Origin of the sequence: Marichromatium sp. PS1 (assembly GCF_041155115.1) — a bacterium.
GTDB classification, from domain to species: Bacteria; Pseudomonadota; Gammaproteobacteria; order Chromatiales; family Chromatiaceae; genus Marichromatium; species Marichromatium gracile.
In genome coordinates this window covers 62,364-84,218 of the sequence record NZ_BAAFHB010000001.1, presented here as the reverse complement: position 1 = coordinate 84,218, position 21,855 = coordinate 62,364, and the positions used below count along the sequence as shown (strand labels likewise).

16 protein-coding genes, 1 pseudogene and 1 riboswitch are annotated in these 21,855 nt (G+C 68.3%); of the genes and pseudogenes, 8 read left to right on the top strand and 9 right to left on the bottom strand.

What is annotated here, in order from left to right; genetic code table 11:
* Window positions 1–179: 179 nt before the first annotated feature.
* The 6 genes and pseudogenes from ACAM26_RS00385 to ACAM26_RS00360 form a co-directional block, all read right to left on the bottom strand.
* Window positions 180–837: pseudogene (locus tag ACAM26_RS00385) on the bottom strand (IS5 family transposase); the annotation flags it as partial.
* On the bottom strand, window positions 834–3,197 hold the full coding sequence (locus ACAM26_RS00380) for a nitric oxide reductase activation protein NorD (protein ID WP_369612913.1): 2,364 nt from the start codon (window positions 3,195–3,197) through the stop codon (window positions 834–836). The gene ACAM26_RS00380 and the pseudogene ACAM26_RS00385, both read right to left, overlap by 4 nt.
* Before the next feature lie 132 nt (window positions 3,198–3,329).
* The gene (locus tag ACAM26_RS00375; protein ID WP_369612912.1) at window positions 3,330–3,716 is read right to left on the bottom strand and encodes a GxxExxY protein; all 387 of its coding nucleotides are present in this window, start codon (window positions 3,714–3,716) and stop codon (window positions 3,330–3,332) included.
* A gap of 77 nt (window positions 3,717–3,793) precedes the next feature.
* On the bottom strand, window positions 3,794–4,600 hold the full coding sequence (locus tag ACAM26_RS00370; RefSeq protein ID WP_062272487.1) for a CbbQ/NirQ/NorQ/GpvN family protein: 807 nt from the start codon (window positions 4,598–4,600) through the stop codon (window positions 3,794–3,796).
* Between the two features lie 91 nt (window positions 4,601–4,691).
* Window positions 4,692–5,048, bottom strand: coding sequence for a ribulose bisphosphate carboxylase small subunit (locus ACAM26_RS00365; protein WP_005221368.1), 357 nt, complete (start codon window positions 5,046–5,048; stop codon window positions 4,692–4,694).
* A gap of 280 nt (window positions 5,049–5,328) precedes the next feature.
* A complete protein-coding gene (locus ACAM26_RS00360; RefSeq protein ID WP_369612911.1) occupies window positions 5,329–6,747 on the bottom strand; it encodes a form I ribulose bisphosphate carboxylase large subunit in 1,419 nt (472 codons plus the stop codon).
* 198 nt (window positions 6,748–6,945) lie between these two features.
* Between ACAM26_RS00360 and ACAM26_RS00355 the strand changes: the two genes are divergently transcribed.
* From ACAM26_RS00355 to gloB, 3 genes are all read left to right on the top strand, one after another.
* Entirely contained in the window at window positions 6,946–7,863 is a 918-nt protein-coding gene (locus tag ACAM26_RS00355) for a LysR family transcriptional regulator (protein ID WP_123141482.1), read from the top strand.
* Between the two features lie 93 nt (window positions 7,864–7,956).
* Window positions 7,957–9,888: a 1-deoxy-D-xylulose-5-phosphate synthase gene (gene dxs, locus ACAM26_RS00350; protein ID WP_123142916.1), complete on the top strand. Its 1,932-nt coding sequence runs from the start codon at window positions 7,957–7,959 to the stop codon at window positions 9,886–9,888.
* 78 nt (window positions 9,889–9,966) lie between these two features.
* Window positions 9,967–10,746 (top strand): hydroxyacylglutathione hydrolase, encoded by a 780-nt coding sequence (gene gloB / locus ACAM26_RS00345; protein ID WP_369612910.1) that lies wholly within the window; start codon window positions 9,967–9,969, stop codon window positions 10,744–10,746.
* 40 nt (window positions 10,747–10,786) lie between these two features.
* Here gloB and metF read toward each other — a convergent pair whose 3' ends face one another.
* From metF to metK, 3 genes are all read right to left on the bottom strand, one after another.
* Window positions 10,787–11,647 (bottom strand): methylenetetrahydrofolate reductase [NAD(P)H], encoded by an 861-nt coding sequence (metF, locus tag ACAM26_RS00340; RefSeq protein ID WP_369612909.1) that lies wholly within the window; start codon window positions 11,645–11,647, stop codon window positions 10,787–10,789.
* Between the two features lie 145 nt (window positions 11,648–11,792).
* Window positions 11,793–13,199 (bottom strand): adenosylhomocysteinase, encoded by a 1,407-nt coding sequence (gene ahcY, locus ACAM26_RS00335; RefSeq protein WP_369612908.1) that lies wholly within the window; start codon window positions 13,197–13,199, stop codon window positions 11,793–11,795.
* A gap of 25 nt (window positions 13,200–13,224) precedes the next feature.
* A riboswitch (S-adenosyl-L-homocysteine riboswitch) is annotated at window positions 13,225–13,312 on the bottom strand.
* A gap of 16 nt (window positions 13,313–13,328) precedes the next feature.
* Window positions 13,329–14,519, bottom strand: coding sequence for a methionine adenosyltransferase (gene metK, locus ACAM26_RS00330; protein ID WP_062272501.1), 1,191 nt, complete (start codon window positions 14,517–14,519; stop codon window positions 13,329–13,331).
* A 361-nt stretch (window positions 14,520–14,880) separates the two neighbouring features.
* Here metK and ACAM26_RS00325 point away from each other — a divergent pair, with 361 nt between their 5' ends.
* From ACAM26_RS00325 to pyk, 5 genes are all read left to right on the top strand, one after another.
* Window positions 14,881–15,438, top strand: a complete 558-nt coding sequence (locus ACAM26_RS00325; protein ID WP_123142913.1) for a thioredoxin family protein — start codon at window positions 14,881–14,883, stop codon at window positions 15,436–15,438.
* A 363-nt stretch (window positions 15,439–15,801) separates the two neighbouring features.
* Complete coding sequence (gene tkt / locus ACAM26_RS00320; RefSeq protein WP_369612907.1) at window positions 15,802–17,814, top strand: transketolase; 2,013 nt, start codon at window positions 15,802–15,804, stop codon at window positions 17,812–17,814.
* A 138-nt stretch (window positions 17,815–17,952) separates the two neighbouring features.
* Window positions 17,953–18,954, top strand: a complete 1,002-nt coding sequence (gap, locus tag ACAM26_RS00315; RefSeq protein ID WP_123141473.1) for a type I glyceraldehyde-3-phosphate dehydrogenase — start codon at window positions 17,953–17,955, stop codon at window positions 18,952–18,954.
* 159 nt (window positions 18,955–19,113) lie between these two features.
* Entirely contained in the window at window positions 19,114–20,295 is a 1,182-nt protein-coding gene (locus ACAM26_RS00310; RefSeq protein ID WP_369612906.1) for a phosphoglycerate kinase, read from the top strand.
* Window positions 20,296–20,367: 72 nt separating this feature from the next.
* On the top strand, window positions 20,368–21,810 hold the full coding sequence (pyk, locus tag ACAM26_RS00305) for a pyruvate kinase (protein ID WP_123141470.1): 1,443 nt from the start codon (window positions 20,368–20,370) through the stop codon (window positions 21,808–21,810).
* The last annotated feature ends 45 nt before the right edge of the window (window positions 21,811–21,855 follow it).

The following is a 21,855-nucleotide window of genomic DNA, read 5'->3' as shown; positions in this document are numbered from 1 at the left end:
GCAAGACAAGATCCACAACTGGAGCGAGGCTTCGTCTTGATCATGGCGCCAAGAAACGAACCCTCGGCGAAGCCTCGTCTTGAGCAACGAGTGCTGACCTTCCTATCGCCTTGAATTATATTTAATATTAGCGCAATCGAATATTAGTGGTACTTGATGCGATAGCCCTGGTTGAGTGTCCGAGGGCGGCCAGGCTTGGGTTTACGCACGCCCTTGCGCTGAGGGATCACCGGACGGATGCCGCGCCGATCGCAATAGCGGCGTAAGTCGTCGGCATCGTAGCCCTTGTCGGCGGCAGTTGGCGGCAACGGGTGCGCGGACGACCTCGATGAGCGCTGGGCAAGCGGACCTGATCGAGGAGCGATTGGGCATAGCGGATGTCGCTGTGCTGCTCCGGAGAGAGCAGAAAGCTCAAGGGAACGCCTTTGGCGTCGCAGAGCAGGTGGATCTTGGTCGTCAGGCCGCCGCGACTGCGCCCGAGCGCATGGCTCAGCGGCTCCTGTGGCCCCCCTTTTTTCCGCCGCTAGCGGCGGCGCGCGTTGCACGGATCGAGGTCGAGTCGATCATCCAGGTCTCCAGATCGATCAGCCCATCCTCGCGCAGCCGGATGTGCAGCCGGTCCAGGACCTTGGTGAAGGTGCCGTCGTCACGCCAGTCGCGAAGCCGCTGGTAGACCGTCGACCAAGGACCAAAGCGCTCAGGCAGGTCGCGCCACGCCGCACCCGAGCACAGCACCCAGAAGATGCCGTTGAGCATCAGGCGGTCATCCCGGCGTGGGCGGTCGGTGCGCTGCGGGCGGGAAAACAGAAATGTAGTCGCAGTAAGGTTCCCCCTCACCCCGTCAACACCCCAAACACCCCAGGCAACCGCTCCGGCAACCGCTCAACCTGATCGACGATCGAGTACCCGTTCTCGCCGAAGATCCGCGCGACGTAGCGGTCGGCCTCGGGGTCGAGGGTGAGGCAGTGGGTGTGGATGCCGCGGGTGCGCAGGTCCTCGACCGCCTTCTTGGCGTCGTGGCGGAGGTATTGCGGGTCGCGCTCGTCGATGTCGGCGGGCTCGCCGTCGGTGATGAGCAGCACCAGGCGCTTTTGCGCCGGTTGCTGTTCGAGGTGATGGCCGGCGTGGCGCAGCGCCGCGCCCATGCGGGTGGAGAGCCCGCCGCGCATCCCGGCCATGCGTGACTTGGCCGCGTCGCCATAGTCCTGGTCGAAGTCCTTGAAGCGGTAGTAGCGGACGTCGTGACGACCGTCGGAGGCGAAGCCGTGGACGGCGAAGGCGTCGCCGATGGCGTCGATCGCCCAGGCGAGCAGGCCGGTGGCTTCGCGGGTGAGGTCGAGGATGCTGGGGGCCGCGTCGTAGCCGGGCTCGCCCTCGTTGACGCCGACCTTCTCGTTGGTCGACTCGGAGAGGTCCATCAGCACGACGATGGCGAGATCGCGGACGTGGCGGGTGATGCGGATGTTGATGCGCGGGTCGGGCATGACGCCGCGACGGATGTCGACCATGGCGCGCACCGCGGCTTCGAGGTCGAGTTCCTCGCCCTCCTCGTAGCCGCGCCGACGCACCACGCCCTGGGGCTGGAGGGCGTCGATGAGGTGGCGGATGCGCGAGGCGATGGGGCGATGGCGGGTGAGGATCTCGTCCATCAGCGCCGGGTCGCCGCGCTCCTGGCGGCGCTCGATCACGCTCGTCCAGTCGGGGCGGTAGAGCTGGACGTGGTAGTCCCACTCGGGATAGTGGAAGGGCTCGGAGATCGGCTCGCGGCCCTCCAGCTCGTTGATGGTGCAGTCCTCCTGGTCGAGCCAGAAGGGGGTGGCGAGGTTCCACACCTCCTGGGCGTCGTCGCCGGCAAGCTCGCAGTCGAGTTCGTTGACCATCTCCATCACGCTGACCTGACGGCGCACCTGTCGCGCGCGCTCGGGCAGGTAGTCGAGCCCCTGGGTGATGAACAGGTTCTCGTCGAAGGCCCAGCAGTAGCGGTTGTCGTCGCGATAGGGCAGGGGCATGTCCTCGAGCACGCGCAGGCTCGGCAGTGCCACCAGTTCGAGTGCGCGGTCGTGGAAGGCGAGCCCGGCCTCGCGGCTGATCGCGTTGTCGGTGCCGCGGTTGGCGCAGTGCTCATGGAAGCGCGCGGCGCTCTCGGCGATCGCCGGTTCCGGGTCTTGGTACTCGGGGTCGAGCAGGGCGCGCGCCAGCCGGGTGAGCAACGATTGCATCGGGTGGGCGTTGGCCGCGAGGGGGAGGGCGTGGGCGTGGATGGCGCCCCAGAGCTTGCGCAGGCCGGGGAACTCGGCGACCGCCAGGGCCTCGACGCGGGCGTCCTCGAACAGGGTGACGACGAAGCGCTGCGCCGGGCTCAGGCCGGTGCCGTCGAGCGGCGCGGTGGTGTAGACCAGATGGGCAGCGCAGTGGGCGGCGGCGGCGCGGTAGAGGTCGACGCCGGGGATGCCCTGCCAGTCGTCGAAGGCATCGGGGAGATGGATCTGGAACTCCTCGATGAAGGGGCGCAGTCCCTCGCGCGACTCATAGTCGCCCGAGGTCGGACGCATGAAGAAGGCGCGCGCCCAGAGCGCGCGCAGATAGAAGTTGAGACGGCGCTGGTTGTCGACGAACAGGGTGCCGCGCCGCTCCTGCTGGAGCACCGCGCGCGAGGCCTCGCTGGCCAGGCCGAAGTAGGCGAGCTGGCCGTCGAGGTCGCGGGCGTGGGCCTGGGCGCCCCACAGCGCCCAGCGGCGCAGTCCGCCGAGGGTGAGCTTGGCGAACAGCTCGTCGCTGTGTTCGAGCATCGGGCGCAGGCCGCGCGGGGCCTTGCCGGCGAGCTGGTGGAGCAGGCCGAGATAGCCGCGCATCAGCTCGGCGTCGCCGAGCCGGGTGGCGGCCAGCCCGAGCGAGCCGAGCAGCAGGGTGAGCACGGTGCCGGAGGTGTGCGAGGCGAGCTTCATCAGCGCGCCGACGATGTCGGGGATGATGTCCTCGCCGAGTTCGCGGGCGACCCCGGGCATCTCCTGCACATAGGTCATCACCAGATCGTCGCCCTTGTTGAGCGTGCACATCGCGCGGATGCCGGTGACATAGTGCTCCAGCCCGCGCGGCGAGAGCAGGCGCGCGGCCTCGTGATGGCTCGCCTCGAGCGCCTGGGCGTGCTCGGCGCCGGACTTGAGGCAGGAGAGTGCATCTTGCATATCAGGAGTCATGGGCATCTTGAACCGCAAAGGCGCCAAGGGCGCGAAGGGAATCGAGTGGTGGGCGGGCGCGGGCGCTCTCGGTGTCGGTGGCTCGACCCGGGGCGGGAGCGCGGCGACGCGAGGGTATGGAAGTGGGCGTGCTCAGCGCGAGCGGATGACGCGCTGGATGCCCTGACGCAACACCGGGACCTTGAAGTTGATGAGCAGGCCGAGCGGTTGGTCGAGCGCCTTGAGATACGAGAGCAGCTGGGCCTTGTGGATGGGGAGCAGTGTGTCGACGGTCTTGAGCTCGACGATCAGGCGCTCCCCGATCAGCAGGTCGAGTCGCGCCTGTCCGACCCGCGTGCCCTTGTAGTCGATGTCGACCTCGACCTGGCGCTGGTGGACGATGCCACGGCTGGCGAGTTCCAGCGCCAGGGCCGTCTCGTAGACCGCCTCGAGGAATCCCGGCCCGAGCTGGCGGTGCACCTCGATGGCTGCACCGATGGTGGCATGGGCCAGTCGTTCGAGCGTCTCGTCGGGTTGCACCCTGTGGCCTCCTCATGGCTCCAGCCTCCCGCGCTCAGTGCATCTTCGTGTCCTTCGCGTCTTCGCGGTTCACCGACTCAGAAGTAGGTATCCACCGCCGCGTCGAGGGTGTCGCGCATGTCGGGGTCGTCGGTGAGGGGGCGGACCAGGGCCATCTGGGCGGCGGCGCGGGGTTCGATGCCCTTGGCCATGAGCTGGGCGGCGTAGACCAGCAGGCGGGTGGACATGCCCTCGTCGAGGCCGTGGCCCTTGAGGTTGCGGCTGCGCTGGGCGACCTGCACCAGCCTGTCGGCCTGATCGCGCTCGATGCCGCCCTCGTGGGCGACGATCTCGGCCTCGATCGCGGCGCTGGGGTAGCTGAAGTCGAGCGCGCCGAAGCGCTGCTTGGTCGACTGCTTGAGGTCCTTCATCAGGCTCTGGTAGCCGGGGTTGTAGGAGATGACGATCTGGAAGTCGGGGTGGGCCTCGACCAGCTCGCCCTTCTTCTCCAGCGGCAGGCAGCGACGGTGGTCGGTGAGCGGGTGGATCACCACGGTGGTGTCCTGGCGCGCCTCGACCACCTCGTCGAGATAGCAGATGGCGCCGATGCGCGCGGCGACGGTGAGCGGGCCGTCCTGCCAGCGGGTGCCGTCGGCGTCGAGCAGGAAGCGCCCGACCAGATCCGAGGCGGTCATGTCCTCGTTGCAGGCGACGGTGATCAGCGGGCGTTCGAGCCGCCAGGCCATGTACTCGACGAAGCGCGACTTGCCGCAGCCGGTCGGCCCCTTGAGCATCACCGGCATGCGCGCCGCGTAGGCGGCCTCGTAGAGCCGTACCTCGTCCTCGACCGTGCGGTAGTAGGGCTCCTCTCGGATCAGGTATTGGTCGCGATGGGTCTCGCTCATGGGGGCAGTCCTTGAACGCTGGGCGGGCGGGGGACGGACGCGACCGGCGCGGGTCGCGTCCGTGACGTCACAAGCGATGGCGGGGCCGTGGTCAGACCGGGGTGCCGCGATAGATGACCATGGCCGCGCCCTGCGACTGGGCGTAGTTGTCGTAGCCGATCAGGCGCACGTGGTTGTCGGGATGGGCCTGGTGACAGGCCTCGGCCTCGGCGAGGATGGTGTCGACGTCGGTCTCGCCGAACATCGGCAGCTTCCACATGTACCAGTAGTGGTCGAAGGCGTTCTCCGGCTCGGTGTGCTCGATCGCCGGATTCCAACCCTTGGAGACGATGAACTCGACCTGTTGGCGGATGCCCTCGGGGCTCATCGCCGGCAGGTAGGAGAAGGTCTCGAACTTGCGGCTGCTCGCGTCCTCGAGGCTCGATTGGTAGTCCTGCATTTCGCTCATGGTGACACTCTCTATGGTTGGAACCGCACAGGCGCCGAGGGCGCGACGAGTGATCTTGTTGGGTCGGGTCGCCGCCGCCATCGCTGGCGGCACCGCCCGTGGGACTTGGTGCCCCTTATGGTTATGCGTGCGCCTCGCGGCGCCGCGCTGCTCCCCGGCGTTGCCGGGCCCGTCCGCGGACGGGGTCCTCCTCGTCTCTACGATCGGCGAGCCTGCGGTCGGTCGGCTCGGATGACTCGGGGTGGCCGGTGCCGGGCCCGTCCGGGCCCGGGCTCCGGGGTCACTTGTGGGCGACGTCGAGCTTGTCGACGGTGTCGAACTCGAACTTGATCTCCTTCCAGGTCTCCATCGCGGCCTTCAGCTCGGGGCTGTGGGCGGCGGCGGCGGTGAGCACCTCCTTGCCCTCCTTCTCGATCGCGCGTCCCTGGTTGCGGGCCTCGACGCAGGCCTCGAGCGCGACCCGGTTGGCCGCCGCGCCGGCGGCGTTGCCCCAGGGGTGGCCGAGGGTGCCGCCACCGAACTGGAGGACCGCGTCGTCACCGAAGATGGCGAGCAGCGCCGGCATGTGCCAGACGTGGATGCCGCCCGAGGCGACGGCGAAGACGCCCGGCATCGCGCCCCAGTCCTGATCGAAGAAGATGCCGCGCGAGCGGTCCTCCTCGATGTAGGACTCGCGCAGCAGGTCGATCCAGCCGAGGGTGGCGGCGCGATCGCCCTCGAGCTTGCCGACCACGGTGCCGGTGTGGAGGTGGTCGCCGCCGGAGAGACGCAGCAGCTTGGCGAGCACGCGGAAGTGGATGCCGTGGTGCGGGTGACGGTCGATCACCGCGTGCATCGCGCGGTGGATGTGCAGCAGCACGCCGTTATCGCGACACCACTGGGCCAGTCCGGTGTTGGCGCACCAGCCGCCGGTGATGTAGTCGTGCATGATGATCGGGGCGCCGATCTCCTTGGCGTACTCGGCGCGCTTGAACATCTCGTCCGGGGTCGGGGCGGTGACGTTGAGATAGTGCCCCTTGCGCTCGCCGGTCTCGCGCTCGGCCTTGTCGATCGCCTCCATGACGAAGTCGAAGCGTTGACGCCAGCGCATGAACGGCTGCGAGTTGACGTTCTCGTCGTCCTTGGTGAAGTCGAGACCGCCGCGCAGGCACTCGTAGACGGCGCGACCGTAGTTCTTCGCCGAGAGTCCGAGCTTGGGCTTGATGGTGCAGCCGAGCAGCGGCCGACCGTACTTGTTCATGACGTCGCGTTCGACCTGGATGCCGTGCGGCGGGCCGTTGCAGGTCATCACATAGGCGATGGGGAAGCGCACGTCCTCGAGACGCAGGGCACGCACGGCCTTGAAGCCGAAGACGTTACCCACCAGCGAGGTGAAAACGTTGACCACCGAGCCCTCTTCGAACAGGTCGATGGGGTAGGCGATGAAGGCGTAGAAGCGCTCGTCGTCGCCGGGCACGTCCTCGATGGCGTAGGCGCGGCCCTTGTAGTGGTCGAGGTCGGTGAGCAGGTCGGTCCACACCGTGGTCCAGGTGCCGGTGGAGGACTCGGCCGCGACCGCCGCCGCGGCCTCCTCGCGCGCCACCCCGGGCTGCGGGGTGATCTTGAAGCACGCCAGGAGGTCGGTGTCCTTCGGCGTATAGTCGGGCATCCAATAGGTCTCGCGGTATTCTTTGACGCCCGCGTTATAGGTCTTGGCCATGCTCGGTCCTCCGCATAGAGCTCGGTGTGTTGCTGCTGTGCCGGTATTCTCGGGCCGGACCCGGTCGTGGTGGCCGGGGGCGGAACCTGGGGATCGATTATATGGAACAACCCTATAATTACTACTAAATATTGCTTATGTTTAATATAAGCTATAGATTATGATCTATCCCTTCTACTTCTATTGATTGGCCTCGTCATGCACGTCTCATTGCGACAGTTGCGCGTATTCGAGGCGGTGGCGCGCCACCTGAGCTATACCCGCGCCGCCGAGGAGCTGCATCTGAGCCAGCCGGCGGTGTCGATGCAGGTGCGCCAGCTCGAGAATGCGGTCGGGCTGGCGCTGTTCGAGCGTCTGGGCAAGCGCATCGAGCTGACCGAGGCCGGGCGCGAGCTCTTTCATTACAGTCGTGCGGTCAACCGCTCGCTGCAGGAGATGGAAGAGGTGCTGGAGTCGCTCAAGGGCGTCAACCGGGGCCGTCTGCACCTGGCCGCGGCGAGCACCGTCAACTATTTCGCGCCGCGGCTGCTGGCGGTGTTCCAGCGTCGCTATCCGGGGATCGCGCTGCATCTCGACATCACCAACCGCGAGTCGCTGGTACAGATGCTCGAGGGCAATGCCGTGGATCTGGTGTTGATGGGCCGCCCGCCGGAGCGCGTCGAGGTCGAGTCCGAGCCCTTCATGGAGAATCCGCTGGTGGTGATCGCCCCGCCCGAGCACCCGCTCGTCGGGGTCGCCGACATCCCGCTGGCGCGGCTGGCCGAGGAGCCCTTCGTGATGCGCGAGCCCGGCTCCGGCACCCGTCAGGCGATGGAGCGGATCTTCGCCGAGCAGGGGCTGGCGATCCGTCACGGCATGCAGATGACCCGCAACGAGGCGGTCAAGCAGGCGGTGCGCTCGGGGCTGGGGCTGAGCGTGGTGTCGCTGCACACCATCGAACTCGAACTCGAGACGCGCCGCCTGGTGGTGCTCGATGTCGAGGGCTTCCCGCACCGGCGTCACTGGTTCCTGGTCTATCGTCAGGGCAAGCGCTTGTCGCCGGCGGCGCGCGCCTTTCGCGACTTCGTCATCGCCGAGGCCAGTGGGATTGCCGCGCCGGTGGCCCTGGGGCGCTGAGCCGTGGCGCCCTCCGATGCGCTTTCGCATTGGGCAGCGCCGAATCGATTCGTCTAAACTAGTCGACCTGCCAAAAAAACAGCCAGTCAGATCATGCCCGACCGCACCCAGAGTGATACCGGCGCCGCCGTGCAGCGGCATCCGCTTCTCGCCTCGATCGACTCCCCGGCCGACCTGCGCGCCCTGCCCGAGAGCCAGCTCCCGGAGGTCGCGCGCGAACTGCGCTCGTTCCTCGTCGATACCGTCTCGCGCACCGGGGGTCATCTGGCGGCCGGGCTCGGGGTGGTGGAGCTGACCCTCGGCCTGCACTACGTCTTCAACACCCCCGAGGACCGGGTGGTGTGGGACGTCGGTCATCAGGCCTATCCGCACAAGATCCTCACCGGACGGCGCGCGCGCATGCACAGCCTGCGTCAGAAGGACGGCCTGTCCGGCTTCCCCAAGCGCTGCGAGAGCGAGTACGACACCTTCGGCGTCGGTCACTCCAGCACCTCGATCAGTGCGGCGCTGGGCATGGCGATCGCGGCCAAGCAGCGCGGCGAGCGGCGCAACGTCATCGCGGTGATCGGCGACGGTGCGCTGAGCGCGGGGATGGCCTTCGAGGCGCTCAATCACGCAGGCTCGATGGACATCGACCTGACGGTGATCCTCAACGACAACGAGATGTCGATCTCGCCCCCGGTCGGTGCCATCAGCAATCATCTGGCGCGACTGCTCTCGGGCAAGCTCTACACCAGCATGCGCGAGGGCAGCAAGAGCGCGCTGCGCGGCATGCCGCACCTGCGCGAGCTGGTCGGGCGCTGGGAGGAGCACATGAAGGGCATGGTGATGCCGAGCACCCTGTTCGAGGAACTCGGCTTCAATTACATCGGCCCGATCGACGGTCACGACCTCGACTCGGTGCTCAAGACCCTGCGTAACGTCAAGGGCATGCCGGGACAGCGCCTGCTGCACGTGGTCACCCACAAGGGGCACGGCTACGAGCCCGCCGAGGGCCAGCCGGTGACCTTCCACGGCGTCACCCCCTTCGACCGTCAGACCGGCGAGTTCCGCAAGTCCAAGGCCAAGGGCCCGACCTATACCAAGGTGTTCGGTTCCTGGTTGTGCGACACCGCCGCGCGCGATCCGCGTCTGGTGGCGATCACCCCGGCGATGTGCGAGGGCTCGGGGATGGGCGACTTCGCCAAGCGCTTCCCGCAGCGTTTCCACGACGTCGGCATCGCCGAGCAGCACGCGGTGACGCTCGCCGCGGGCATGGCCTGCGAGGGCGTCAAGCCGGTGGTGGCGATCTATTCGAGCTTCCTCCAGCGCGCCTTCGACCAGCTCGTCCACGACGTCTGTCTGCAACAGCTCGACGTCACCCTGGCGGTCGATCGCGGTGGTCTGGTCGGGGCCGACGGCGCCACCCACGCCGGCTGCTTCGATCTCAGCTTCTCGCGTCCGCTGCCCGATCTGGTGATCATGGCCCCGGCCGACGAGAACGAGTGTCGGCAGATGCTCAAGACCGGCTACGAGTTCGAGGGCCCGGCGCTGGTGCGCTATCCGCGCGGCGTCGGTCCCGGCGTCGCCGTCGACCCCGAGGCCCCGGCGCTGCCGATCGGGCGCGGCCTGCGGGTGCGCGAGGGCCGTCGGGTGGCGATGCTCGCCTTCGGCACCATGGTCGTGCCGGCCCTGGAGGTCGCCGAGGAGCTGGATGCGACGGTCGCCAACATGCGCTTCGTCAAGCCGCTCGATCGCGAGCTGATCCTCGCGCTGGCGCGCGAGCACGCGCTGCTGGTCACCCTGGAGGAGAACACCGTCGCCGGCGGCGCCGGCAGCGCGGTCACCGAGCTGCTCGCCGCCGAGGGCGTGGTGGTGCCGGTGCTCCAGCTCGGGCTGCCCGATCGCAACATCGACCATGCCACCCAGGCCGAGCAGCTCGCCGAGTGCGGGCTCGATGTCGCGGGTATCCACGACTCGGTGAGTCGGGCGCTCGCCGCGCTCGAGACCACCACGCCGCGCCGCGAGCAGACGCTCGCCGGCTAGCCGCAGCCGTGCCGGGCGTCATGCGCCCGGCCGTCTCCCCCATCGCCGTCCCCGCTGTCGCCCGAGGAGCCGTCGATCATGCTCGAACCCATCGCCATCCCCGCCTTCGAGGACAACTACATCTGGCTGCTGCGCGCCCCCGGTGGCGCCGGCGCGACCCTGGTCGATCCGGGCGAGGCCGCGCCGGTGCTGGCCTATCTCAGCGAGCACGGGCTGCATCTCGCGGCGGTGCTGCTCACCCATCATCACGGTGACCACATCGGTGGCGTCGAGACGCTCTGCGCCGCCTTCCCCGAGGCGGTCGTTTACGCCCCGGAGGATGCGCGCATCGCGCTGGCGCATCATCGGGTGGGGGAGGGGGACGCCATCGAGCCCGCCGGGCTCGGCGTGACCTTCCGGGTGCTGGAGGTGCCGGGTCATACCGCGACCCATGTCGCCTATCTCGGCGAGGGGCGGCTGTTCTGCGGCGATACCCTGTTCGCCGCCGGCTGTGGCCGGGTGTTCGACGGCACCGCCGAGCAGCTGGCGCGCTCGCTGGCGCGGATCGCGCGGCTGGCGCCGGAGACGCGGTGTTATTGCGCCCACGAGTACACCGAGGCCAACCTCGGCTTCGCCCAGTGGGTCGAGCCGCAGCACGCAGCGCTCGAGGCGCGCATCGCCGCGGTGCGCGCGGCGCGTGCGGCAGGCCGCGCGACGGTGCCGAGCACGCTCGCCGAGGAGCTGGCGACCAATCCCTTCCTGCGGGTTGCGGTGCCCGAGGTGCGCGCGGCCGCCGAGCACTTCGCCGGCGAGGCGCTGGAGGAGCCGGCGGCGGTGTTCGCCGCGCTGCGACGCTGGAAGGACGAGCGCTACGACTGAGGCGCCGGCGCGTCCGGGGCGCGCGCCGGCGTTGGCTGGCTCAGTCGTCGGTGGGCAGTCCCAGCTCCTGCCACAGACGCAGCGTCGGGCCGGACTGGTTCATGGTGTAGAAGTGCAGTCCGGGGGCGCCGCCCTCGATCAGGCGCCGGCACAGCTGCAGCACCACCTCGTGACCGAACTCGCGGGTGCTGGCGAGATCGTCGCCGAAGCCCTCGAGCCGACGGCGGATCCAGCGCGGGATCTCGGCGCCGCAGGCGTCGGAGAAGCGGGCGAGCTGGCTGTGGTTGGTGATCGGCATGATGCCGGGCACGATGGGGATGTCGATGCCCTCTGCCTGGCAGCGCTCGATGAAGGCGAAATAGGCGTCGGCGTTGTAGAAGTACTGGGTGATGGCGGCGTCGGCGCCGGCCTCGACCTTGCGCTTGAAATTGGCCAGATCGCGGTCCGGGGTGCCGGACTGGGGGTGGTACTCGGGATAGGCCGCGACCTCGATGCGGAAGTGATCGCCGGTGCGCTCGCGGATGAACTCGACGAGTTCGTTGGCATAGCGGAAGTCACCGCCGAGTCCGCCGCCCATGCCCGAGGGCAGGTCGCCGCGCAGCGCCACCAGGCGCTCGATGCCCTGCTCGCGGTAGTGCTCCAGCAGCTCCTCGACCTCGGCCCGGGGAGAGCCGATGCAGGCGAGGTGGGGGGCGGTGTCGATGCCCTGGCTGCGCAGCCAGGAGACGGTCTCGAAGGTGCCCTTGCGGGTCGAGCCGCCGGCGCCGTAGGTGACCGAGAAATACCGCGGCGAGACGGTGTTGAGGGTGGTGATCTCGCTCTTGAGCCGCTCCATGCGCTCGGCGGTCTTGGGCGGAAAGAGTTCGAGACTGTAGGTCGGGGTGGGATCTTGTGGCGACATGCTCTGGCACTCCGGCTACCGCCGCGCGAGGACGCGGGTGCGCGGTGCGCGACGGTCGCGAGATGAGTTGAGGTGAGGAACCGTGGCGGCCGCGACGGCCGTGGCCAAGAGGCCGCGACCGCCGCGTCCGGGACGCGCGAGCCGCTTAGTAGCGGTAGTGCTCGGGCTTGTACGGTCCGTTCACATCGACGCCGATGTAGGCCGCCTGATCCTCGGTGAGGGTGGTCAGGTGCGCGCCGATCTTGTCCAGATGCAGTCGCGCGACCTCCTCGTCGAGGTGCTTGGGCAGGATGTAGACGCCGATCGGGTACGCGTCTTCCTTGGTGAAGAGCTCGATCTGTGCCAGCACCTGGTTGGTGAAGCTGTTGGACATCACGAAGCTCGGGTGGCCGGTGGCGCAGCCGAGGTTCACCAGTCGACCCTGGGCGAGCATGATGATGCGCTTGCCGTCGGGGAAGATGATGTGATCGACCTGCGGCTTGATCTCCTCCCACTGGTACTGGCTGACGCTGGCGATGTCGATCTCGTTGTCGAAGTGACCGATGTTGCAGACGATCGCCTGATTCTTCATCGCCGCCATGTGCTCGTGACGGATGATGTCCTTGTTGCCGGTGGTGGTGACGAAGATGTCGGCGATCGGCGCCGCCTCTTCCATAGTCACCACGCGGAAGCCTTCCATCGCCGCCTGCAGGGCGCAGATCGGGTCGATCTCCGAGACCCACACGGTGGCGCCGAGTCCGCGCAGCGACTGCGCGCAGCCCTTGCCGACGTCGCCATAGCCGCAGACCATGGAGATCTTGCCGGCGATCATCACGTCGGTGGCGCGCTTGATGCCGTCGACGAGCGACTCGCGACAACCGTAGAGGTTGTCGAACTTGGATTTGGTCACCGAGTCGTTGACGTTGATCGCGGGGAACAGCAGCGAACCGTTCTTGGCCATCTCGTAGAGACGGTGGACACCGGTGGTGGTCTCCTCGGTGACGCCCTTGATGCCCTCGGCGATCTTGTGCCAGTGCTGGTTGTCACGCTCGAAGGTGCGCCCGAGCACGCCGAGCACCGCGGTCCACTCCTCGTTGTCCTCGGCGGTGGGCGCGGGGACCGCGCCGGCCTTCTCGTAGTCCACGCCCTTGTGCACCAGCAGGGTGGCGTCGCCGCCGTCGTCGAGGATCATGTTCGGGCCCTGGCCGTCGGGCCAGTTGAGCACCTGCTCGGTGCACCACCAGTACTCCTCCAGGGTCTCGCCCTTCCAGGCATAGACCGGGATGCCACCAGCGGCGATCGCGGCGGCGGCGTGATCCTGGGTGGAGAAGATGTTGCACGAGCACCAGCGCACCTCGGCGCCGAGCGCGACCAGGGTCTCGATCAGCACGGCGGTCTGGATGGTCATGTGCAGGCTGCCGGTGATGCGGGCGCCGGCGAGGGGCTTGGAGGGGCCGTACTTCTCGCGCAGGGCCATCAGGCCCGGCATCTCGGTCTCGGCGATGGCGATCTCGCGACGACCGAAGTCGGCGAGGGTGATGTCAGCGACCTTGTAATCGGTGAACTCACTCATGGTTGATCAACTCTTCCTGATGAATCGTGAGTGAGCGCCGTTCGAACTGTATGCCCCGTCCCCGAGCCTGGCCCGGACCTCGGTGGTCCCGGGTTGCAGCGCTCCTCGGTGGCGGGGGGCTGGGTGGGCTTAGAGCCCGGCGGCGGCGCGCAGCGCCTCTGCCTTGTCGGTCCGCTCCCAGGTGAAGCCGGCCTCGGGACGACCGAAGTGACCGTAGGCAGCGGTATCGCGATACTTGATCAGTTCGTGGTTGGTCAGGTCAAGCATGTTGATGATGCCATAGGGGCGCAGGTCGAAGTGCTCGCGCACCAGCTCGATGATGCGCTCCTCGCTCACATGCGCGGTGCCGAAGGTCTCGATCGAGACCGAGGTCGGCTCGGCGACGCCGATGGCGTAGGAGACCTGGATCTCGCACTTGTCGGCGAGCCCGGCGGCGACGATGTTCTTGGCGACATAGCGACCGGCGTAGGCGGCCGAGCGGTCGACCTTGGACGGGTCCTTGCCGGAGAAGGCGCCGCCGCCGTGACGGGCCATGCCGCCGTAGGTGTCGACGATGATCTTGCGCCCGGTCAGGCCGCAGTCGCCGACCGGACCGCCGATGACGAACTTGCCGGTGGGGTTGATGTGGTACTTGGTCTCGGCGTTGAGCCAGCCGGTGGCGCCGAGCACGGGCTTGATGATCTCCTCCATCACCGCCTCCTGCAGCACGCGCTCGCTGACCTCCTCGCCGTGCTGGGTGGAGAGCACCACGGCGTCGACGCCGACCGGCTTGCCGTCGCGGTAGCGCATGGTGATCTGCGACTTGGCGTCGGGGCGCAGCCAGGGCAGGGTGCCGTTCTTGCGCACCTCGGCCTGACGCTTCACCAGACGGTGGGCGTAGTCGATCGGCGCCGGCATCAGCATGTCGGTCTCGTTGGTGGCATAGCCGAACATCAGCCCCTGGTCACCGGCGCCCTGGGCCTCCTCGCTCTCGCGATCGACACCCTGGTTGATGTCCTTGGACTGCTCGCCGAGGGCGATCATCACGCCGCAGGTGTTGCCGTCGAAGCCGACCTCGGAGTTGTCGTAGCCGATGTCCTTGACCACCTCGCGCACCACGCGCTCGTAGTCGATCTTGAGGTTGGCGTCGGTCACCGTGATCTCGCCGGCGAGCATCACGAAGCCGGTCTTGACCAGGGTCTCGCAGGCCACGCGCGCCTTGGCGTGGTTGGGGTCGCGGCGGTAGATCTCGTCGAGGACGGCGTCCGAGATCTGGTCTGCCATCTTGTCCGGATGTCCTTCGGAGACCGATTCCGAGGTGAAGATGTAGTCCTTGCTCATACGAGTCGAGCCCTATTCATGGCGCCGGGGTGGCGCGTTGATGAAGCCGCTCATGATAGCGGCTCGCGTGACGTTCGCGAAGCCCGCGCCGCGGCCTCATGAGGCGGCGATCGGCGGCGATCGGGGCGAGATTTGGAATCCCCTTCCGTTCCGGTAACATGCGGGGCGCGGACGGGTCGCCGACATCCTCCCCGACCGCCGGGGCGCGGGGGTGGGGATGCGCCCGAGGGGGCGGATGTGGCATGTTGCCCGGGGCCGTGCTCGCCGGCGTCGTGCCCGCGAGGACGCTGATGTCCCCTTTGGTCGCGCCCGCCAGGGGCGGCCCCGCACCATCGAACCGCCAACTCGGAGGATCCCCGTCATGGTTTCACTCGAGACCCCCGTGTGTGACTTCGGCCAGCCGGCCCCGGATTTCGCCCTGCCGGGCGTCGACGGCCGTACCTGGACGCGCGATGCCTGCAGCGGCGAGCGCGGGCTGCTGGTGATGTTCATCTGCAACCACTGCCCTTACGTCCAGTCGGTGCGTGAGCGTATCGTGCGCGATGCCGCCGAGCTGGCCACGCTCGGCATCGGCAGCGTGGCGATCATGTCCAACGACGTCGCCGACTACCCCGAGGACTCGTTCGACAACATGCGCGAGATCGCCGAGCGTTTCGCCTTTCCCTTCCCCTATCTCTACGACGCCGACCAGGCGGTGGCCAAGGCCTATGGTGCGGTCTGCACCCCCGACTTCTTCGGCTACAACGCCGCGCTCGAGCTGCAGTATCGCGGTCGGCTCGATGCCAGTCGCAAGCAGGCCGCCCCCGCCGACGTGCGCCGCGACCTGTTCGAGGCGATGCGCGAGGTCGCGCTGAGCGGACGCGGCCCGGCCGAGCAGATCCCGAGCATGGGCTGCTCGATCAAGTGGATGGAGGGCTGAGCACGGCCCGGCCCGCGCCGGCCCGCCCGGCGCGGTGGTAAACTGATGTGGTATTTCAAGCGTCAATCCTGAATATTATGAAATGTTAAAATAGTTTTTGGCGGTATAAGTTTGTTTTGATGTCCGACCCTGGACCTTTGGTTCACAATCAAAGGCCCTGTGTGGGAATCTCCGGCCAACTCGCGCGTCCTCGCCCCGGGCCGGAGGATGGAAACTTCCCTGCTCGATGCGGCCGCCAGCCCCGCACGCCACATTCATCGCATTCGCGGGCCGTTTCCGGGTGAGCCTCAGTCCGCCGTGATGCCTCGGCGCCCCGGTCCGCACAATCAGTATCTTCGTCATCGTCAACTTCAGGAGGGGCTCATGTCCTCACGCAGAGAACTCGCCAACGCCGTCCGGGCACTCGCCATGGATGCGGTGCAGAAGGCCAAGTCCGGGCATCCGGGCGCGCCGATGGGCATGGCCGACATCGCCGAGGTGTTGTGGAACGACTTCATGAACCACAACCCGGCCAACCCCCAGTGGCCCGATCGCGATCGCTTCGTGCTCTCCAACGGGCACGGCTCGATGCTGCTGTATTCTCTGCTCCATCTCACCGGCTACGACCTCGGTATCGAGGACCTCAAGCAGTTCCGCCAGCTCCATTCCAAGACCCCGGGACACCCCGAGTACGGCTATGCCCCCGGCGTCGAGACCACCACCGGGCCGCTCGGCCAGGGCATCACCAACGCCGTCGGCATGGCGATCGCGGAGAAGGCGCTCGCCGCCCAGTTCAACCGCCCCGGTCACGACATCGTCGATCACTACACCTATGCCTTCCTCGGCGACGGCTGTCTGATGGAGGGGATCTCGCACGAGGCCTGCTCGCTCGCCGGCGCGCTCGGTCTGGGCAAGCTGATCGCCGTCTATGACGACAACAACATCTCCATCGACGGCGAGGTGCGCGGCGAGGGCGATACCCCCGGCTGGTTCCTCGACGACACCCCGAAGCGCTTCGAGGCCTATGGCTGGCACGTCATCCCCGAGGTCGACGGTCACGACCCCGACGCCATCCAGGTCGCCATCGAGGAGGCGCGCGCGGTCACCGATCGACCGACGCTGATCTGCTGCCAGACCATCATCGGTTACGGCTCGCCCAACAAGCAGGGCAAGGAGTCCTGCCACGGCGCCGCGCTCGGCGAGGAGGAGATCGCCCTCACCCGCGAGGCGCTGGGCTGGAACCACCCGCCGTTCGAGATCCCCAAGGAGGTCTACGCCGGCTGGAGCGCGCGTGAGCGCGGCGCCGCCGCCGAGTCCGCGTGGCGCGAGCGCTTTGCCGCCTATGCCAAGGCCCACCCCGCCGAGGCCGCCGAGTTCGAGCGGCGCATGGCCGGCGAGCTGCCGGCGAACTGGACCGAGCAGGCCGATGCCTTCATCGCCGAGGTCGCCGCCAAGGGCGAGAGCATCGCCTCGCGCAAGGCCTCGCAGAACGCGCTCAACGGTTTCGGTCCGCTGCTCCCCGAGCTGCTCGGCGGCTCGGCCGATCTGGCCGGTTCCAACCTGTCGCTGTGGCAGGGCTGCAAGGGCATCGGCAAGGGCGAGGCGCCGGGCAACTACGTCTACTACGGCGTGCGCGAGTTCGGCATGTCGGCGATCATCAACGGCATCGCCCTGCACGGCGGCTTCGTGCCCTATGGCGCGACCTTCCTGATGTTCTCCGAGTACGCCCGCAACGCGCTGCGCATGGCGGCGCTGATGAAGGTGCCCTCGATCTTCGTCTACACCCACGACTCCATCGGTCTCGGCGAGGACGGTCCCACCCACCAGCCGGTCGAGCAGATCCCGACCCTGCGCATGATCCCCAACATGAACGTGTGGCGGCCCTGCGACGCGGTCGAGTCGGCGGTCGCCTGGCGTCAGGCGATCGAGCGGCGCGACGGCCCGAGCGCGCTGATCTTCTCGCGTCAGTCGCTGCCGCACGTCGAGCGCGGCGCCGAGCAGCTGGCGGCGATCGCGCGCGGCGGCTACGTGGTGCGCGATTGCGCCGGGACCCCGGAGGTGATCATCATCGCCACCGGCTCCGAGGTCGCCCTCGCCCTCGGTGCCGCCGATGCGCTCGGCGAGCGCGCGGTGCGCGTGGTGTCGATGCCCTCGACCGACGTCTTCGACGCCCAGGACGCGGCCTATCGCGAGTCGGTGCTGCCGCGCGCGGTCGAGGCGCGGGTGGCCGTCGAGGCGGCCGTCGGCGACGGTTGGTGGAAGTACGTCGGCTCGCGCGGCGCGGTGCTCGGCATCGATCGCTTCGGCGAGTCGGCCCCGGCCGGCGCGCTGTTCAAGGAGTTCGGTTTCACCGTCGACAACCTGGTCGCGGTCGTCGAGGGGGTGCTGCAGGGTTGATGGGTCCGGCCGCCGGGGCCCGCTCCCCGCTGGCCGAACGCTCAATGACCGACAACCGCGCGGGCGGTCGCGATGCGGCGTCGCGCTCGCCCGCGCGGTTCGACATATTTCGCTCAACAAGTTAAGGAGCTTGAACGCATGACAATCAAAGTCGGTATCAACGGGTTCGGTCGTATCGGCCGGATGACCTTCCGGGCGATCTCCAAGCACTTCCCGGACATCGAGGTGGTGGCGATCAACGACCTGCTCGACCCCGAGTACCTGGCCTACATGCTCAAGTACGACTCGGTGCACGGCCGCTTCCCCGGCGAGGTCGCGGTCGACGGCTCGACCATGATCGTCGACGGCAAGCGCATCCGTCTCACCGCCGAGCGCGATCCGGCCAACCTCAAGTGGAACGAGGCCGGGGTCGAGCTGGTGATCGAGAGCACCGGCTTCTTCCTCACCGCCGAGGCCTGCCAGAAGCACCTCGACGCCGGCGCCCGCAAGGTGGTGCAGAGCGCGCCCTCGAAGGACGCCACGCCGATGTTCGTGTTCGGCGTCAACCATCAGGAGTACGCCGGTCAGACGATCGTCTCGGCCGCCTCCTGTACCACCAACTGTCTGGCGCCGGTGGCCAAGGTGCTCAACGACAACTGGGGCGTGAAGCGTGGCCTGATGACCACGGTGCATGCCGCCACCGCCAGCCAGAAGACCGTCGACGGTCCGTCGATGAAGGACTGGCGCGGTGGTCGCGGTATCCTCGAGAACATCATCCCGTCCTCGACCGGTGCGGCCAAGGCCGTCGGCAAGGTGCTGCCGGCGCTCAACGGCAAGCTCACCGGCATGTCCTTCCGCGTGCCGACCTCGGACGTTTCGGTGGTCGACCTCACCGTCGAGCTCGAGGCGCCGGCCGACTACGACGCCATCTGCGCGGCGATGCGCAAGGCCTCCGAGGGTGAGATGGCAGGCGTGCTCGCCTACACCGAGGACAAGGTGGTCTCGACCGACTTCCGCGGTTTCAACGCCCCCTCGATCTTCGACGCCACCGCCGGCATCGCGCTCGATCCGACCTTCATCAAGGTCGTCTCCTGGTACGACAACGAGTTCGGCTATACCTGCAACATGCTGCGGTTGGTCGAGTACGTGGCCAACAACTGAGGCCGCGCGCGGCGCCGCGAGGCGCCGTCGTCCCGGCGACCGCCGTCTGGCGGTCGCCGCCGCGTCGCCGACCGTCCCGGTCGGCGGCCCCGCCGAGGGCGATCAGGCAAGCCCGGGCTTGCGCCTGATCTCTTTCCCCATCCATCCAGAGGGTTTGTCATGTCCTTCATCAAGCTCACCGACCTCGATCTCGCCGGCAAGCGGGTGCTGATCCGCTCCGACCTCAACGTCCCGGTCAAGGACGGCCGGGTCAGCTCGGATGCGCGCATCCGCGCCTCGCTGGCGACCTACGAGCACTGTCTGCGCGCCGGCGCGCGGGTGCTGGTGATGTCGCACCTGGGCCGTCCCCAGGAGGGCGAGTTCTCGGCCGAGAACTCGCTCGCCCCGGTTGCCGCCGACCTCGGCGCCAAGCTCGGGCGCGAGGTGCGGCTGGTGCGCGACTATCTCGACACCCCGCCGGAGGTCGCCGAGGGCGAGCTGGTGCTGCTCGAGAACGTGCGCTTCAACGCCGGCGAGAAGAAGGACGACGAGGCGTTGGCGCGCCGCTACGCGGCGCTGTGCGATGTCTTCGTGATGGACGCCTTCGGCACCGCCCACCGCGCCCAGGCCTCGACCCACGGGGTCGGTCACTTCGCCCCCCAGGCCTGCGCCGGGCTGCTGCTCAGCGCCGAGCTCGAGGCGTTGCGTCAGGCGCTGGCCGAGCCGGCGCGCCCGATGGTCGCCATCGTCGGCGGCTCCAAGGTCTCGACCAAGCTCACCGTGCTCGAGTCGCTCGCCGAGAAGGTCGATCAGCTGGTGGTCGGCGGCGGCATCGCCAACACCTTCCTCGCCGCCGCCGGGCTGCCGGTCGGCCAGTCGCTGCACGAGGCCGATCTGGTGCCCACCGCCAAGGCGCTGATGGAGACCATGACCGCGCGCGGCGCCGGCATCCCGATCGCCACCGACGTGGTCTGCGGCAAGCGCTTCGACGAGCAGGAGCCGGCGGTGACCAAGGCCGCCGCCGAGGTCACCGAGGACGACATGATCTTCGACATCGGCCCGGACTCGGCGCGCGCCCTGGCCGAGGTCATCCAGGGGGCCGGCACCATCGTCTGGAACGGCCCGGTCGGGGTGTTCGAGTTCGACCAGTTCGGCGAGGGCACCCGGGTGGTCGCCGAGGCGATCGCCGCCGCCCCCGGTTTCAGCCTCGCCGGCGGTGGCGACACCATCGCCGCGATCCAGAAGTACGGCATCGAGGACCGTGTCTCCTACATCTCCACCGCCGGTGGCGCCTTCCTCGAGTATCTGGAGGACAAGACCCTGCCCGCGGTGGCCATGCTCGAGGCCCGGGCCAAGGACTGATCGACCACGACGGGTCGATCCCGGCCGCGCCATCCGGCGCGGCCCCATTTGCACGCGGGAGGCAGTGACACCATGCCCAGACGTACCAAGATCGTTGCAACCCTGGGGCCGGCAACCGACGCGCCCGAGGTCATGGACGGGCTCATCCGCGCGGGTCTCGATCTGGCCCGCCTCAACCTCTCCCACGACAGCCATGCACGCCATCGCGAACGTGTCGAGCGGCTGCGCGAGCGCGCCCGCGCGGCCGACGTCGACGTCGCGGTGCTGTTCGACCTGCAGGGGCCGAAGATCCGTATCGGGCGCTTCGCCGACGGGCCGATCGTGCTCGAGCGCGGCGCGCCCTTCGCCATCGATGCCGACTGCCCGCTCGACGGCGGTGACGCGACCCGGGTCGGTACCACCTATCCGGCGCTCGCCGAGGACGTGCGCGCCGGCGACACCCTGCTGCTCGACGACGGCGCCATCGAGCTGTGGGTCGAGTCGGTCGAGGCCGGGCGGATGGCCTGCCGGGTGGTGGTCGGCGGCAAGCTCTCCGACAACAAGGGGATCAACCGCAAGGGCGGGGGGCTCTCGGCTCCGGCGCTGACCGACAAGGATCTGGCCGACATCCGCTTCGCCGCCGAGCTCGACGCCGACTACCTGGCCGTCTCCTTCGTGCGCAGCGCCGAGGACGTGCGCCAGGCGCGCGCCCACTTCCAGGCCGCCGGCGGTCGCGGCGGGGTGGTGGCCAAGATCGAGCGCGCCGAGGCGCTCGACGGCATCGACGCCATCATCAACGCCGCCGACGCCATCATGGTCGCGCGCGGCGATCTCGGGGTGGAGATCGGCGATGCCGAGCTGCCGGCGGTGCAGAAGCACCTCATCAGCCGCGCCCGCGAGCTCAACAGCGTGGTGATCACCGCCACCCAGATGATGCAGTCGATGATCGAGAACCCGATCCCGACCCGCGCCGAGGTCTTCGACGTCGCCAACGCGGTGCTCGACGGCACCGACGCGGTGATGCTCTCGGCCGAGAGCTCGATCGGCAGCAATCCGGTGAAGGTGGTCGAGGCGCTCGACCGCATCTGCCGCGAGGCGGAGAAGAGCGCCACTCGCTCCGGACACCGCCTCGACTCGGTGTTCGGGCGTGTCGACGAGGCCATCGCCATGGCGGCGATGTACACCGCCAACCATCTCGGGGTGAAGGCGATCGCCGCGCTCACCGAGACCGGCTCGACGGTGAAGTGGATGTCGCGCATCAGCTCCGGCATCCCCATCCACGCCATGACCCGCTTCGACTCGACCCGGCGCAAGGTGTGTCTGTTCCGCGGTGTCTACCCGGTCGCCTTCGACGTCGCCAGCACCGACATCCACGAGGTCAACTGCGCGGTGATCGAGGAGCTGCTGCGCCACGGCACCGTGCGCGACGGCGACCTGGTGATCATCACCAAGGGTGATCGCAGCGGGGTCGAGGGCCAGACCAACATCATGAAGATCATGAGGGTCGGAGAGCATCGAACTGCGAGCGAAGATTGACCCACGGGCGTATCCTGAACATCGATTCCACCCCGTCACTGACAC

Excerpts from the sequence above, each read along its gene's own strand:
- ACAM26_RS00380 (WP_369612913.1), bottom strand. The coding sequence starts at position 3,197 with ATGACTCCTGATATGCAAGATGCACTCTCCTGCCTCAAGTCCGGCGCC.
- ACAM26_RS00370 (WP_062272487.1), bottom strand. The coding sequence starts at position 4,600 with ATGAGCGAGACCCATCGCGACCAATACCTGATCCGAGAGGAGCCCTAC.
- ACAM26_RS00365 (WP_005221368.1), bottom strand. The coding sequence starts at position 5,048 with ATGAGCGAAATGCAGGACTACCAATCGAGCCTCGAGGACGCGAGCAGC.
- ACAM26_RS00360 (WP_369612911.1), bottom strand. The coding sequence starts at position 6,747 with ATGGCCAAGACCTATAACGCGGGCGTCAAAGAATACCGCGAGACCTAT.
- ACAM26_RS00355 (WP_123141482.1), top strand. The coding sequence starts at position 6,946 with ATGCACGTCTCATTGCGACAGTTGCGCGTATTCGAGGCGGTGGCGCGC.
- dxs (WP_123142916.1), top strand. The coding sequence starts at position 7,957 with ATGCCCGACCGCACCCAGAGTGATACCGGCGCCGCCGTGCAGCGGCAT.
- gloB (WP_369612910.1), top strand. The coding sequence starts at position 9,967 with ATGCTCGAACCCATCGCCATCCCCGCCTTCGAGGACAACTACATCTGG.
- metF (WP_369612909.1), bottom strand. The coding sequence starts at position 11,647 with ATGTCGCCACAAGATCCCACCCCGACCTACAGTCTCGAACTCTTTCCG.
- ahcY (WP_369612908.1), bottom strand. The coding sequence starts at position 13,199 with ATGAGTGAGTTCACCGATTACAAGGTCGCTGACATCACCCTCGCCGAC.
- metK (WP_062272501.1), bottom strand. The coding sequence starts at position 14,519 with ATGAGCAAGGACTACATCTTCACCTCGGAATCGGTCTCCGAAGGACAT.
- ACAM26_RS00325 (WP_123142913.1), top strand. The coding sequence starts at position 14,881 with ATGGTTTCACTCGAGACCCCCGTGTGTGACTTCGGCCAGCCGGCCCCG.
- tkt (WP_369612907.1), top strand. The coding sequence starts at position 15,802 with ATGTCCTCACGCAGAGAACTCGCCAACGCCGTCCGGGCACTCGCCATG.
- gap (WP_123141473.1), top strand. The coding sequence starts at position 17,953 with ATGACAATCAAAGTCGGTATCAACGGGTTCGGTCGTATCGGCCGGATG.
- ACAM26_RS00310 (WP_369612906.1), top strand. The coding sequence starts at position 19,114 with ATGTCCTTCATCAAGCTCACCGACCTCGATCTCGCCGGCAAGCGGGTG.
- pyk (WP_123141470.1), top strand. The coding sequence starts at position 20,368 with ATGCCCAGACGTACCAAGATCGTTGCAACCCTGGGGCCGGCAACCGAC.